This is a genomic window from Sporosarcina sp. P29 (assembly GCF_002743265.1).
GTDB lineage: Bacteria > Bacillota > Bacilli > Bacillales_A > Planococcaceae > Sporosarcina.
Window position 1 is genome coordinate 69,908 of sequence record NZ_PDYX01000002.1, and the last position, 14,491, is coordinate 84,398.

Here is a 14,491-nt window from a genome sequence, read left to right on the forward strand (position 1 = left end):
TCGTCCGTTTTGTTTTTCTGTCAATCCGTCACTTCCTCATAGCCGAGCTGTCGGTAAATCTCCTCAATGACTTTTTGTGCTGCCACTGGAATGACTGTACCCGGACCAAAGATTGCGGCTGCACCATTCTTGCGCAAGAAATCGTAATCCTGTGCCGGAATAACGCCACCTACTACAACTAAAATGTCTTCACGATTGATTTTTTTCAGTTCTTCACGCAATGTCGGTACCAATGTTTTATGACCTGCTGCAAGCGAACTCACACCGATGACGTGCACATCATTTTCCGCCGCCTGCAAAGCTGTTTCTTCAGGTGTCTGGAATAAAGGACCGATATCGACATCGAATCCTAAGTCAGCGAACGACGACGCGATCACTTTCGCACCGCGGTCATGTCCGTCTTGGCCCATTTTCGCAACCAAAATACGTGGACGACGTCCTTCATTTTCTAGGAATTCATCCGTCATATCTTTTACTTCCTGAATTTCTTCTTCATTTGAGAAGTTTGCGCTATATACACCACTCACTGAACGGATCACCGCCTTATGTCTGCCGGATACGGATTCAATCGCATCCGAGATTTCACCGATAGTTGCACGCGCTCTTGCAGCGTCAACTGCCAGTGCAAGTAAGTTCCCTTCGCCGCTTTTAGCCGCTTCCGTGATGGCCGTAAGAGCGGCTTGAACTACTTTTTCATCACGCTTGTCCTTCATATCGTTAATGCGGTCAATTTGCTTCTGTCGTACCATCGTATTATCGATATCGAGAATATCAATCGCATCTTCCGTATCGAGACGATATTTATTCACACCGACAATTGTTTCCGCTTTTGAATCAATTTTCGCCTGGCGCTTCGCTGCAGCTTCTTCAATCTTCATTTTCGGTAATCCAGTTTCAATCGCTTCCGCCATGCCACCAAGCGACTCAATTTCACCGATTAATTCCCATGCTTTCTCCATTAACTCTTCCGTTAATTTCTCCACATAGTACGAACCGCCCCAAGGATCAATTACTTTCGTCATCATCGTCTCTTCTTGCAAGAACAACTGCGTGTTACGTGCAATACGAGCCGAGAAGTCTGTCGGTAATGCGATAGCTTCATCCAATGCGTTCGTGTGCAGTGACTGCGTGTGACCCATGGATGATGCGTTAGCTTCGACCAATGTACGTGTGACGTTGTTGAATGGATCTTGCTCCGTCAAACTCCAGCCTGACGTTTGAGAGTGTGTACGCAATGCAAGTGTCTTCGGATTCTTCGGTTCAAATGACTGCATCATCTGTGCCCAAATTTTGCGTGCTGCTCTCATTTTCGCTATTTCCATATAGTAGTTCATGCCGATTGCCCAGAAGAATGACAAACGCGGTGCGAATGAATCGATATCAATACCCGCCTTCAAACCGGTACGAACATATTCCAAGCCGTCTGCAAGTGTATAGGCAAGCTCGATGTCCGCTGTCGCTCCTGCTTCTTGCATATGGTAACCGGAGATCGAAATCGAGTTAAATTTCGGCATATTTTCAGATGTGTACGAGAAAATATCCGCAATGATCCGCATCGACATAGCCGGCGGGAAGATATACGTATTCCGTACCATATACTCTTTTAAAATATCGTTCTGAATCGTACCAGATAATTTCTCAGGACCTACACCAGACTCTTCAGCCGCTACGATATAAAATGCCATGATCGGCAATACCGCGCCGTTCATTGTCATCGATACCGACATTTGATCGAGTGGAATACCTGCGAATAAAATCTTCATATCTTCAATAGAATCAATCGCAACTCCCGCTTTACCTACGTCACCTGTTACACGTGGATGATCGGAGTCATAGCCACGGTGCGTCGCAAGGTCAAACGCAACAGAAAGTCCTTTTTGCCCCATCGCCAAGTTCCGACGGTAAAATGCGTTACTTTCTTCCGCTGTAGAAAATCCAGCATACTGACGAACGGTCCAAGGACGCGCTACATACATCGTCGGATACGGTCCGCGTGTGTTCGGTGCGATACCCGGGAAGTCTTTCAAGTGCTCAGTGTTTTCAATGTCTTTTGCTGTATAGACAGGCGCTACATTGATTCCTTCATTCGTTAAAAAATTCTCTTTTGATAATGCTTGTTGTGAGAGTTCATTGAGTGATTGCTCTATATTCACTTTACGGAAATCAGGTTTACTCAACGGAACGGCCTCCTTTAGTTTGCGTAATAATAGTATTCAGCTTTTCGATTTTATCCTGTCCTGCAAAAATGAAACCATTCAGTCCATTGGCAAGCCACTGATCTGCTGTTTCTGATGGGTATTTACCCGCTGTGTCAATTGGACAATCCCCTTTATACGAAGCCAAGAAGTTTGTTACAACTTCTTCTGTATCAGCAGCCGATGCACAAATTACTGCATAATCCGGCTGTTGCTCTTCGATCCAACTGAGCGCTTGATCATTTGACTCGAAAGAAGGACTCCACGTCGCTTCGATGCCACCAACTGCCAAGAATCCACTGACAAAATCTGCACGTGGTTTATAATCTTTCAACGCACCAAAGTTGAGTAATACAGTTTTCGGCAACTCCTCTTTTTGCTTAGAACGAATATGTTCAAAAGGCTCTGCCAATCGTTTCGATACCGTCACAGTAGATTCATTCGCATAATTCACATCCGTCAATTCCGCATAGACATTCGTACCGATCAACGTCTTCTTGCCCGTCGCCATTTCTTTCTGGCGCTGCGCATAAAGCTTGCTTAATTCACCAGACTGCAAGAAGGCCTGATAGCCACCATTTTCTTCAATCTCTAGGAACTTCGCCCATGATTTACGAATTAATTCAGTCGTCAACGATTCGATAAAGTATGAACCGCCTGCAGGATCAAGAACTTGATCAATATGCGTTTCTTCCTTCAGAATCAATTGAATATTTCGTGCGTAACGATTTGAGCTTGGCGACGTACCCGTCAATACATCATGCGGTAATACAGTCAGCCAATCCGCTCCACCTAAAATGGCTGCGAATGCCGCGTTGCCGCCACGTAATAAGTTTACATATGGATCAAGTTTTGAATATGAACGCAATGAAGTAATCCCTAGTAAAGGTACTTGCTTCGCGTTCTCTACGCCGTAGGCTTCATTGAATAGTTTCCACAACACGCGGAACGCACGGAATTTCGCGATTTCCATGAAGAAGTGTGTGTCAGATGCAAATCGTGCATAAAAGCCGTTTGCAAATTCTTCAAATGAAGAAGCGTCTTCCGCAAGTTCAGCTGCAATTGAAAGGGATAGCGCAAGTTCTGTTATGGCATCTGCCCCTTCATGATGCGCTGTCCATAAATCAGCACCCTTTGTGCGGACTCCTGGGAATCCTTCAGGTACTACCGGAACCGGACCGATGCAAATTCCTGTAACGTCTTTACGCTTCGCTTCTTCAATATACGTGAAAGCTTGTAATATCGGATCATCGCTCTGCACTTCAGTGAATACTATTGGATATTGCGTAATCAGTTCAGCCACTTGCTTGACGTCCTGTTCCACCCAAACTAAAGGCTTCAGGCCGTTGTAAGCGATTGCTTCATTGCCCCGTGCCAAAGATTCTTTCATCTGCTCTACAAACTGTTGACCGTTCGCTGCGCTAACAGGTTGTGCGACCGTCCAGCCGAATGCAGGTTTCGTGACACGTGAAACTTCCAACTGGTCCAAGTCTTCTTTCGTGTAAAGTGGATTGAGTTCAATGCCCTCAATCGTTTTCGTGTATAACGAATCAAAAGGCTTTCCTTTAAGTGATAAAACAGCCGCTTCTTTCCATTCAGTAAAATTGGGGGCTGTGAAAGTAAATGTTTTCATGTTATGTATAGGCATAATGGTGCTCCTTCCCCTTTTAAAAACCATTAATAGTTATAGTGTACCGTAGAGTACGTTATGAAGAAAGGGGAAAATCAGAAGTTTCCGTCTAATTTTATTATAATCATACAAATTGATGACTTTTTATGCGTTAACTCTTGAATTATTTGAGTGAATGGGATACATTAAACATCTTTTAATTGGAAAAGTGAAAAATTTAGTGAAAGCCAATTCTTTTGCGCTCATTAATTCGTGTAAGCGATCATACTTCCCTGTATCCGCTCTTAACTTCTCACAAGCGCTCATATCTCATCGGTATCCGCTCTATATCCACCCCTAAGCGCTCACAAATTTTGTCTAGCCGCTCATTACGCAATTATTAACTCACTTGATTTCAAACTTTTTCTGCATTTTATAGCCAGCAAGTGACCAGCATCCACCCACAAGACTCTACACTTACTGCTTCCCCTCCAAAAAACCAAAAAGCAACCTCCAAAACCAAGTTTGGAGGTTGCCGAATCTTAATATAAAGAAGTCTTATCTTTAGCCATACTTTCCAACAACTCTTTCACACGTGCAAGGAAACGTCCACAAACGAGTCCGTCAAGCACACGGTGATCCAGTGATAGGCAAAGGTTGACCATATCACGTGCAGCCATCATGCCATTGTCCATAATAACTGGACGCTTGACGATCGACTCCACCTGCAAAATAGCAGCCTGCGGATAATTGATGATCCCCATGGACTGAATGGAACCAAATGAGCCCGTATTGTTGACAGTGAACGTACCACCTTGCATTTCTGTCGATTTGAGCTTGCCGTTACGTACTTTCCCTGCCAACTCATGAATTTCGCGACCAATACCTTTGATCGTCTTTTCATCTGTTTCTTTGATGACTGGGACGTATAGAGCATCGTCCGTCGCTACTGCAATCGAGATGTTGATGTCTTTTTTCATGACGATCGTATCGCCCGCCCACATCGAATTCATTTCCGGATATTCCTTCAAAGCTTGTGAAATCGCTTTGATAAAGAAGGCGAAGTATGTCAAATTGAATCCTTCTTTTTCTCTGAATTCTTTTTTCACACTATCACGCAATAACACGAGTTCTGTTACATCCACTTCTATCATCATCCATGCGTGCGGCGCCTCGGTTACAGAACGCACCATATTGCTCGCAATTGCGCGACGTACACTCGTTACCGGAATTTCGATATCCCCGTTTTCGAGTTTCACATTCGACGAGGCAGCTTGTTTAGGAGCCGACTGCTGATCCGAAGACGCCACTTGTTGTTGGGACTCTTCTTGAACAGCAACTTCTTGTGGCGCTTGTTGCGACTGTGCTCCGCCACTTTCAATGAATGCTTGAATGTCTTTACGTGTAATACGTCCTTCGCGTCCTGTGCCGCTTACTTGTGCCAAGTCTATGCCGTTTTCCTGAGATAGCTTCAACACAGCTGGAGAATATCTTCCTGCTGCCTTGCCACCCGTTGCAGGTTGTGGCTTTGCTTTAGGCGCGTCCTGTACTTCTTTCATAGCAGGCTTTTTTGCGGGTGTTTCAGGTTTAAGTGCTGAAACTTGTACTGGCTGTTGTGCGTCGCCTTCAATTTCAATCAAACAAACCGTTTCGCCCACTTCGACCGTATCGCCTTCTTTTGCGATGATTTCTTTGATCGTTCCTGAGAATGAAGAAGGAACTTCCGCTGTTACTTTATCAGTCGTCACTTCCGCAAGCGAATCATATTTCGCTACCGTATCTCCGGGAGCGACGAGCCATTTTTCGATAGTTCCTTCTGTTACACTTTCACCCAGTTTCGGCATAGTGATTTTTTCAATGCCCATTTCTTTACGCCTCCTTAGTTAAAATTCCGCTAAATCCCTTGCTGCCTTTTCGACCTTTTCAGGATTCATCATAAAGAACTTTTCCATAGAAGGGGCATATGGCATCGCAGGTACATCGGGTCCTGCTAATCGTTTGATTGGCGCATCCAATTCAAATAAACAATTTTCTGCAATGATAGCCGAAACTTCACTCATGATGCTGCCTTCTAGGTTATCTTCTGTTACTAATAGAACTTTTCCTGTTTTCGAAGCCGCTTCAATGATCGCTTCTTTATCTAACGGGTACACTGTACGTAAATCCAGTATATGGACAGAAATATCATCTTCTGCTAAACGTTCTGCAGCTTGAAGTGCGAAATGCACGCACAAACCATACGTGATAATCGTTAGATCTTCTCCTTCACGCTTTACATCTGCTTTCCCAATCGGCAATACATAATCATCATCTGGAACTTCCCCTTTGATTAACCGATACGCTCGCTTATGCTCGAAGAATAGCACGGGATCTTCATCGCGCACTGCCGCTTTTAGCAAACCTTTCGCATCGTAAGGAGTAGATGGAATGACAATTTTCAAACCAGGTGTCGAAGCAAACATCGATTCCACTGACTGTGAATGATATAAAGCTCCGTGAACGCCACCACCAAAAGGAGCGCGAATGACGATTGGACAAGAGAAATCATTATTCGAACGATAACGAATTTTCGCCGCTTCTGAGACGATCTGATTCACCGCAGGCATAATAAAATCAGCAAACTGCATTTCAGCAATCGGACGCATACCATACATCGCAGCACCAATCGCCACACCCGCAATAGCAGACTCAGCTAATGGTGTATCTAGCGAACGGTATTCACCAAACTGATCGTATAGACCAGTTGTTGCTTTAAACACGCCGCCTTTACGGCCGACATCTTCTCCAAGTACGAATACTTGGTCGTCACGTTCCATTTCTTCTTTCATTGCCAGGTTGATCGCATCTATAAATGAACGAACGGCCATTATGCTTCGCCTCCCTTTTCTTCATAGACATAGCGCAGTGCATGTTCTGGCTTTGCATATTCGGCAAGCTCCGCATACTCTGTCGCTTCATCGACCTGCAGTTTCACTCGCTCTTCAATTTCTTCATACTTTTCATCCGTCAAGACGTTGACTTCTTTCAGATAATGAATGAATGACAATAACGGATCTTGTTTTCTTTCGTCCTCAAGCTCTTCTGCATCACGATATTGACGTTGATCATCATCCGATGAGTGTGCAGTCAGTCGATAACATACCGCTTCGACTAATGTCGGACCTTCTCCGTTTCTAGCACGGTCTGCCGCTTTTTTCACCACTTCATACACTGTCAGCGGATCTCTTCCGTCAACTGTGTAGCCTGGCATACCATAACCGATTGCACGATCAGAGACATTCTCACATGCCATTTGTTTCTCAAGAGGTACGGAGATTGCATATTTATTATTTTCCACCATAATCACTGTCGGTAATTTATGCACACCGGCAAAGTTCATGCCCTCATGGAAGTCTCCCTGATTGGAAGAACCTTCACCAAGAGTTACGAACGTGATGAAATCCTCTTTATTCATTTTAGCGGCGAGTGCAACACCGACAGCATGCGGTAATTGCGTTGTAACAGGTGAAGACCCTGTCAAAATACGATTTTTGCGCTGGCCAAAGTGACCTGGCATCTGCCGTCCACCGGAGTTCGGATCTTCCGCCTTGGCGAAAGCCGATAACATCAAATCTTTCGGCGTCATGCCGAAATGTAAGACAACTCCCATATCACGGTAATACGGTGCAATCCAGTCCTTTTCGTTATTCAGAGCGAATGAAGCTCCTACCTGCGCCGCTTCCTGTCCTTGACAAGAAATGACGAACGGGATTTTCCCTGCGCGGTTTAGCAACCACATTCTCTCGTCTAAACGACGTGCCATCAACATCGTCTCGTACATTTGCAACACATCTTCATCTGTCAAACCCAATTCAATATGCCGATTACTCATTCCACTTCCTCCTTTACATGTGAATGGCTAGCCCATCAACCGCTAATGCCGCTTCACTGAACGCTTCAGATAATGTTGGATGAGGATGAATTGCCGAGGATATTTCCCAAGGAATTGCATTCATCACCATCGCCAAGCCCGCTTCAGAAATTAGATCCGTTACGTGCGAACCCATCATATGGACGCCGATAATATCATCCGTCTGCTGATCAACAATGATTTTCACGAATCCATCTGCATGACCGTTAACTAATGCTTTACCGTTTGCCTTGAACGGGAACTTGCCGATCTTCACATCAAACCCACGATCTTTCGCTTGTTGCTCTGTCACGCCGACTGCCGCAGTTTCCGGGTAGGAGTAGACACAACGTGGTACTAGATCGTAATCAATCGAATCCACCTGTTTTCCTGCTATATGTTCGATCGCATGCAATCCTTCATGTTCCGCCACATGCGCCAATTGAAGGCCGCCAATCACGTCACCGATTGCATAAATATGATCATCTTTAGTTTGATAATGATTGTTCGTTTGAATCGAGCCCTTTTCGACTTGGATATCGGTGTTTTGTAAACCGATATCATCGATCACTGGAGCACGCCCTACAGACACTAGCATTTTCTCGCTCGTGATAGATTGTTCATCATTACCTAGCTTATAAGAAATTGTGACTTCACTGTCGTTTTTCTGCAACGACTCCGTCAGAATTTCAGCACCTAAGATGAACTTCACACCGCGCTTTTCGAGCGCTTTATGCATCGCGACAGCTACGTCACGATCTTCCGTTGCCAATATCTGATCCAGACGATCCATGACTGTTACATCGACACCAAAATCTACTAGCATAGAAGCCCACTCGATGCCGATCACACCGCCACCGATAATCGTTATAGAAGATGGAAGCGCATTCATTAGTAGAGCTCCGTCGGATGTCATTACAGACTTTTCATCTACTTCGAGTCCAGGTAATGATCTTGGTTTTGATCCAGTAGCAATCACGAGATTTTTCAGAATCAATATTTCATTTTCATTACCGTTATCCATTTCCACGGAAATAGTTCCAGGCATCGGGGAGAATATGGAAGCTCCTAGTATTCTACCTGTCCCATGATAGACATCGATTTTACCTTTTTTCATCAATCCTTCTATGCCCGCATGCAATTGATCGACGATCTTACCTTTACGTTTTTGTACTTGTGAGAAATCCAATGAGACATCTCCCGTATTCACGCCGAATTCATTCGCTTCTTGACGTGTTACGCGATAGACTTCCGCACTTTTTAACATCGCTTTACTCGGGATACACCCGCTATGCAAACACGTACCGCCAAGTTTGGATTTTTCTACAATGGCTGTTGTTAAACCTAATTGAGCCGCTCGAATGGCTGCAACATAGCCGCCCGTTCCGCCACCTAATATCACTACGTCATATTCTTTACTCAACGTAAAGGACTCCCTTCGCTTACAGTATTCAAATAAATGTAGACAGGCGAGTGTAGCGGTGGACAGGTGCACCCTGCCTACCGCTATGACTCGTCTACTAAATTATTTATTTGATATAATACTTTTTTCGTTGCGCAAGAATGTCGTTCTCGTTGCGCCAACTCTTGCAATACGTTCTTCTGCCAAACGATCAGCAGCCTGGTAGGATGGAATACCGTCTCGCTTTGAGATAGCAAATATCTTTAGGATCGTATCGTAAATACCTTCTACGCGCTTTAGTGCACGCTCTTTATTGTAGCCAATCAATTCGTCGGCCACATTGATTACTCCGCCTGAGTTGATTACGTAGTCTGGAGCGTAAACAATTCCCATTTCATGCAAGCGATCACCGTGTTCTGGTTCCTTCAATTGGTTATTAGCAGAACCTGCAACAACTTTCACTTTCAGTTGTGGAATCGTTTCGTCATTGATTACCGCACCGAGAGCACATGGAGCGAAGATGTCCGCTTCTTGTGAGTAAATCGCGTCCGTCGCAACCGCTGTTGCTCCGAATGCCTCTACCGCACGCTGGACTGCTGCTTCATTGATATCCGTGACAATCAATTTTGCGCCTTCTTCATGCAAGTACTCGCAAAGTGTGTACGCAACATTTCCAACACCTTGAACCGCAATGGTTTTACCTTCAAGTGAATCATCGCCAAATGCTTCTTTCGCAGCGGCTTTCATTCCTTTGTAGATACCTAGTGCAGTCACCGGGGAAGGATTTCCTGACGTGCCTTCTCCTGAAGAGATACCTGTAACAAAATTTGTTTCCAAATGGATTAAGTCCATATCGTATTCAGTAGTCCCAACGTCTTCCGCTGTTATATAGCGTCCGTTCAGCCCCTCTATGTAACGACCCAATGCGCGGAACAGTTCATCGTTCTTATCCGTTTTCGGATCTCCGATTATGACTGTCTTTCCGCCACCGAGATTCAAACCTGCTGCAGCGTTCTTGTATGTCATGCCTTTAGCCAGTCGCAATGCATCTTCAATCGCATTTTCCTCGCTAGCATACGTCCACATGCGCGCGCCACCAAGTGCCGGTCCAAGTGTCGTGTCGTGAATAGCAATAACCGCTTTCAATCCCGATGTCTTGTCATAACAAAGCACCAGTTGCTCATAGTCGTGATCTTCCATGTACGTAAACAATTCCATAAGTATCCCTCCAGGCTAGTAAAAGATTATAAAGATTCATGCGTATGGTACTGATTCTAAATTTCCTACGAAGAAAATGCAAATCTGACACATTTTGGCCATTAATTCCGCAAGAGTTTTGTAAACAATCTACCTATATCGTACATGATGGCAGAGTCCTTGACAATCCATGACCACACGGTAAAATTAAATAGGTGAGGGGTTGAATGATATGGTACGTCTTGTTGCGTTTATTGTACTGTTGATTCCAGGGATTGCAGCGGCTCTCGGAATAAAATTAATGCGAGATTCATTGTTCGGACATCTATTTCCGCCATTCCCATTCATTTGGATGCAATTTTTAGGCGGTTTCATACTATTCGCCGGAGGTCTTGGATTCTTTGCAGGCTTTTTATTACGCCGAGACCGCAGATCTGGACGAGCAGCTGACAGATTTAAAAAAGACTTAAAATAAAAGGGCCAAGGTGCATTACCTTGATCCTTTTATTTTTTTGCGTACACGCTTCGGATAATCTGTAATCCAGCCTGTCACTTCAGGTGTATTGGATATAAATGATTCCGCACCCGTTACCCCGTACATTCGTAATATCTTACCACTTTCAAGCAGATGACTCTTATACGGATCTTTCCATAATCGCTTATGAAAATGAAATGCATCGACATCATACGAATTAAGATTCTGCCAGTCTACTGATTTTTTTCTAAGCAATAAAGCCGTTTCCATGTCAGGATCCAGCGCTCTTACAAGACGCACCGTCTCATAATCGAATGAAGAGAGATGTACGTCTGTTAATGGTTCTACGTAATGCAAGATTTGCTCAAGTACAGCCGCTTGACCATACACCGTTTCCTTTAATTCGACATTAAGCGCCAAATTATGTTCAGAACAGAAAGTAACTACATCAAATAATAGAGGGATGGGATGGCCAAACATTCGCCTGTATCTGCCTTTCCCTATTTTTATTTCCTGCAGTTCCTGTGACGTCAATTGATCAATGCGCTGATCAATTCCAGCGAGGCGCAGTAATTCATTGTCGTGAATGACAACCAATTGTCCGTCGCTCGATTGTTGCACATCCAATTCGATTCCATCCGCACCTTTTTGTACAGCCCCTAAAAAAGCCCGCATCGTATTTTCAAAATAATTTCCAGATGCGCCACGATGTGCAAATATTTTACTGTCAGACATTTAATACTCCTTCGCTCGTTATTTCGAAAACACCTTTTGTTATACGACTCAACATGCTACTTTTACTGCCTATAACGATTTGGACACCAGGATGTGCTTCACGCGTGATGTCAATTTTAGGCGTACTAGCCACTTGCACAAGTTGCAGCTTATTTTTGATTGTCTGATCGAGTGATACAATTTCTTGCTGCTTTGCCTGCAATGTCTTTTCTAACATATCCAACTGAGTAGCAGGAAGATTCGCTTTAACACTCGCCATTTTATCGAGCGTCATCTCAAGTTTTTTCAGTTCTGCATGCTCCGCTTTGAGTTTTTCTGCAAGTCGTTGAATTTCTTCGAGCTCCATTTCTTTATTGACTCCTTTGACGATAAGTTTCGTCAAACGCTCATGGCTATTGCCGACCGACGCACATTCGATGGAAAACATCGCTTCTGCAACACCACCAATAATCCGACCTTTATGTTTATCAATAAAAATATTATCGCCGTATAATTCAGATCCAAGTGAATAGAGACCGATGTTCACTCGTTCCCCGTAAATCTTGCAGTTATTCGCATGCTTGACGAAGACGTTTTTCTTCGCCTTAATAATAGTTTCTCCTCCACCAAAGACACCGCCTTTAATATAGACGTCGCCATCTTCAGAGTAGATTTCCTTCGCGTTTGTAACGCCTTCTTTTCCTTCGATAGAAATATCCCCTGTCGCATTGACTGAGAAGCCAGCCGAAACCGTTCCCATTACACGCACGGAACCATCAAATGTAATCGATCCAGTTTTTGTACCCACATCATCCGGAATGATCAATTGCTTTCCTACACTGATTGCCCCATTCAGTTCTTCGAGTGCGCCGCCATGCAAGGCGCGTAAGATGATTTTGCCATCTTCCTCAAACTCCCCGACAGATTTCCGATCATAAACTAGTTTAATGTCCTCGCCTTTTTTCGCCGCTATCGGTTCACCAAAGACGTTATAGCCTTCAAATCCTTCTTGAGCAGGCGTCTTTTCACCCAGCCAATCATCTTTCACAATTGGCGTTACGAAATTCAACTCATAGTGATCAACTGAGCCATCATCGCGAAGAATGGGTTTACGATCCGGCAACTCAATATACTCGACCTGTGCACCTTCTCCTTGGACGGGTTCTTTGCCTACCGCAATAATGATCGGATTACTTGGAAGGTACGCTAAGCTAAACAGACTTTCTTTGTCGTAGTGCACGTCTCTTTGGTCCAGCATGTCTTCTGCCTGTTTCAGGAACTGCTCTTTATTTGCAAGAAACTCTTCGTTTGTTGCATGAATATACAATTCTACCTTCATTTTACTAGGTGATATATATACTTCACAAGGAGCGGAGTACGACCCAATATCATGCTGACCTACCGTTTGCAGAGCTTTCATCAGCTCCTTGAATGAATTCAGTTTCAATCTAGGAATATCAGAAGCCAGTGCGTCAAATGACTTAAGCGGATATCCTACTTTTTTAGTGTTCATGATAATTTTATTGTTTTCTTCTAGAAGTTCAAAATATTCATTTTCAACTAACAACGAAATCCCTCCCTCTTTATTTACTAGTATAGAAGATTGCAACGCACTAGAGGTAGCTCTTTTTGTGGTAACACCGCGTAAATAAGCATTTTCTCACAGGGTTCTCCGATTTTCTTATGCTACGAAATAAATACTGACTTTATCCCTACAATATGTCTGCTGCATAGTTTATGCATAAAACACAGCTGATTTTGTATGGAGGTATGAGTCGCAGAACGTTCGTGAAATTTTAGTTAACTATAAATTATTTTCAAAATCAAGCGAGGTCATTATGCGTAATGAGCGGCTAGATAAACTTTATGAGTGCTTAAACGTCAGTATAGAGCGGGTACGAATGATGTATGAGCACTTTACAGAAGTTAAGAGCAGTTGCAGAGAAAGTATGATCACTTACACGAATTAATGAGCGCAAACGAATTGGCTTGCATTAAGTATTCACCTATCCAACTAAAATCGGAATAATCCTGCCCCTCCAGAACAAATCCGCCTAAACCGTAAATCCCCTAACGTATCCACCGTCATCCTTACCCGTCTACAAACGAAAACCAACTAATACACCCGATTAGTTGGTTTCCGTAAACACTCTATCCTTTTGTCACTTCGATTAGCTCACCATATGCTCCAAACGGATTTTATCCGCAATCATTGCAATAAACTCGCTATTTGTCGGCTTACTCTTCAAATGATGCACTGTATAGCCGAACGTCTTCGAAATCAAATCGTAATTTCCACGGTTCCATGCCACTTCAATCGCATGACGAATTGCACGTTCCACACGGGATGGTGTCGTATTATACTTTTTCGCAATATCCGGGTACAGAATCTTCGTAACCGATCCAAGCAACTCTACATCACTATACACCATCTGAATTCCTTCGCGTAAAAACGCATAGCCTTTAATATGAGCTGGCACGCCGATTTCTTTAATCATCGACGTAATTGCCGTATCGAGTACTTTCTGAGTAACGACACCTGTCTGTTGGGCTGATTCCTGCACGACAAACGAAGGCATAGTATTTTTCGGTTTCCCAGCTGCTTTAAAGATTTGTCCGATCAAACGGTCGAATTCAAACGGCTTCAACATGAAGTACGAAGCACCAAGATTTGCAGCTTGTGACATGACGTTTTCCTGTCCGAAAGCCGTCAGCATCATGATTTGCATATCCCCCATTTTATTCGTTTCATTCAGCGTCTCCAGTACCCCAATACCATCCAGATGCGGCATAATAATATCCAACAATAAAATATCCGGTCGCTCTTCTTCTAACATCGTTAAGCATACTTGCCCATTATTCGCTGTCCAAATTACTTCTATTTCGTCGTGCTTTTCAAAATAAGACATCATCGTTTTCACAAGTTCTTTATTATCGTCAGCAATTGCTACTTTCACATTTTCCATTACCCATTCCCCCTGATATAAAATCGGTCATCCATTTCTTTCTC

At 43.8% G+C, this 14,491-nt stretch carries 11 protein-coding genes; 1 reads left to right on the plus strand and 10 read right to left on the minus strand.

Going from position 1 to position 14,491, the window contains the following annotated elements; translation table 11 throughout:
* Positions 1–20 precede the first annotated feature (20 nt).
* From scpA to CSV68_RS02225, 7 genes are all read right to left on the minus strand, one after another.
* Complete coding sequence (gene scpA, locus CSV68_RS02195; RefSeq protein ID WP_099661380.1) at positions 21–2,177, minus strand: methylmalonyl-CoA mutase; 2,157 nt, start codon at positions 2,175–2,177, stop codon at positions 21–23.
* The gene (locus tag CSV68_RS02200) at positions 2,170–3,843 is read right to left on the minus strand and encodes a methylmalonyl-CoA mutase family protein (protein ID WP_158233477.1); all 1,674 of its coding nucleotides are present in this window, start codon (positions 3,841–3,843) and stop codon (positions 2,170–2,172) included. Before CSV68_RS02200 ends, scpA begins: the two co-directional genes overlap by 8 nt.
* Positions 3,844–4,346: 503 nt before the next feature.
* Positions 4,347–5,669 carry a dihydrolipoamide acetyltransferase family protein gene (locus CSV68_RS02205; RefSeq protein WP_099633527.1) on the minus strand — a complete coding sequence of 441 codons (1,323 nt, stop codon included), beginning with the start codon at positions 5,667–5,669 and terminating at the stop codon, positions 4,347–4,349.
* A gap of 18 nt (positions 5,670–5,687) precedes the next feature.
* On the minus strand, positions 5,688–6,671 hold the full coding sequence (locus tag CSV68_RS02210) for an alpha-ketoacid dehydrogenase subunit beta (protein ID WP_099633528.1): 984 nt from the start codon (positions 6,669–6,671) through the stop codon (positions 5,688–5,690).
* Positions 6,671–7,675, minus strand: a complete 1,005-nt coding sequence (locus tag CSV68_RS02215; RefSeq protein WP_099633529.1) for a thiamine pyrophosphate-dependent dehydrogenase E1 component subunit alpha — start codon at positions 7,673–7,675, stop codon at positions 6,671–6,673. Before CSV68_RS02215 ends, CSV68_RS02210 begins: the two co-directional genes overlap by 1 nt.
* A 13-nt stretch (positions 7,676–7,688) precedes the next feature.
* Positions 7,689–9,116, minus strand: coding sequence for a dihydrolipoyl dehydrogenase (lpdA, locus tag CSV68_RS02220; RefSeq protein ID WP_099633530.1), 1,428 nt, complete (start codon positions 9,114–9,116; stop codon positions 7,689–7,691).
* A 102-nt stretch (positions 9,117–9,218) separates the two neighbouring features.
* The gene (locus CSV68_RS02225; RefSeq protein WP_099633531.1) at positions 9,219–10,313 is read right to left on the minus strand and encodes a Leu/Phe/Val dehydrogenase; all 1,095 of its coding nucleotides are present in this window, start codon (positions 10,311–10,313) and stop codon (positions 9,219–9,221) included.
* A gap of 211 nt (positions 10,314–10,524) precedes the next feature.
* On the opposite strand from CSV68_RS02225, the gene CSV68_RS02230 reads away from it, so the two are divergent.
* A complete protein-coding gene (locus CSV68_RS02230) occupies positions 10,525–10,767 on the plus strand; it encodes a DUF2627 domain-containing protein (RefSeq protein ID WP_099633532.1) in 243 nt (80 codons plus the stop codon).
* A gap of 15 nt (positions 10,768–10,782) precedes the next feature.
* Here the strand turns inward: CSV68_RS02230 and CSV68_RS02235 are convergent, their stop codons facing one another.
* The 3 genes from CSV68_RS02235 to spo0A form a co-directional block, all read right to left on the minus strand.
* Positions 10,783–11,502, minus strand: a complete 720-nt coding sequence (locus CSV68_RS02235) for a glycerophosphodiester phosphodiesterase (protein WP_099633533.1) — start codon at positions 11,500–11,502, stop codon at positions 10,783–10,785.
* On the minus strand, positions 11,495–13,048 hold the full coding sequence (locus tag CSV68_RS02240; RefSeq protein ID WP_099661382.1) for a flagellar assembly protein A: 1,554 nt from the start codon (positions 13,046–13,048) through the stop codon (positions 11,495–11,497). The genes CSV68_RS02235 and CSV68_RS02240 overlap by 8 nt, the downstream gene beginning before the upstream one ends.
* Positions 13,049–13,652: 604 nt before the next feature.
* Entirely contained in the window at positions 13,653–14,447 is a 795-nt protein-coding gene (gene spo0A / locus CSV68_RS02245) for a sporulation transcription factor Spo0A (RefSeq protein ID WP_099633535.1), read from the minus strand.
* Positions 14,448–14,491: the final 44 nt, after the last annotated feature.

Excerpts from the sequence above, each read along its gene's own strand:
- spo0A (WP_099633535.1), bottom strand. The coding sequence starts at position 14,447 with ATGGAAAATGTGAAAGTAGCAATTGCTGACGATAATAAAGAACTTGTG.
- CSV68_RS02215 (WP_099633529.1), bottom strand. The coding sequence starts at position 7,675 with ATGAGTAATCGGCATATTGAATTGGGTTTGACAGATGAAGATGTGTTG.
- CSV68_RS02235 (WP_099633533.1), bottom strand. The coding sequence starts at position 11,502 with ATGTCTGACAGTAAAATATTTGCACATCGTGGCGCATCTGGAAATTAT.
- CSV68_RS02205 (WP_099633527.1), bottom strand. The coding sequence starts at position 5,669 with ATGGGCATTGAAAAAATCACTATGCCGAAACTGGGTGAAAGTGTAACA.
- CSV68_RS02225 (WP_099633531.1), bottom strand. The coding sequence starts at position 10,313 with ATGGAATTGTTTACGTACATGGAAGATCACGACTATGAGCAACTGGTG.
- CSV68_RS02230 (WP_099633532.1), top strand. The coding sequence starts at position 10,525 with ATGGTACGTCTTGTTGCGTTTATTGTACTGTTGATTCCAGGGATTGCA.
- CSV68_RS02210 (WP_099633528.1), bottom strand. The coding sequence starts at position 6,671 with ATGGCCGTTCGTTCATTTATAGATGCGATCAACCTGGCAATGAAAGAA.
- CSV68_RS02200 (WP_158233477.1), bottom strand. The coding sequence starts at position 3,843 with ATGCCTATACATAACATGAAAACATTTACTTTCACAGCCCCCAATTTT.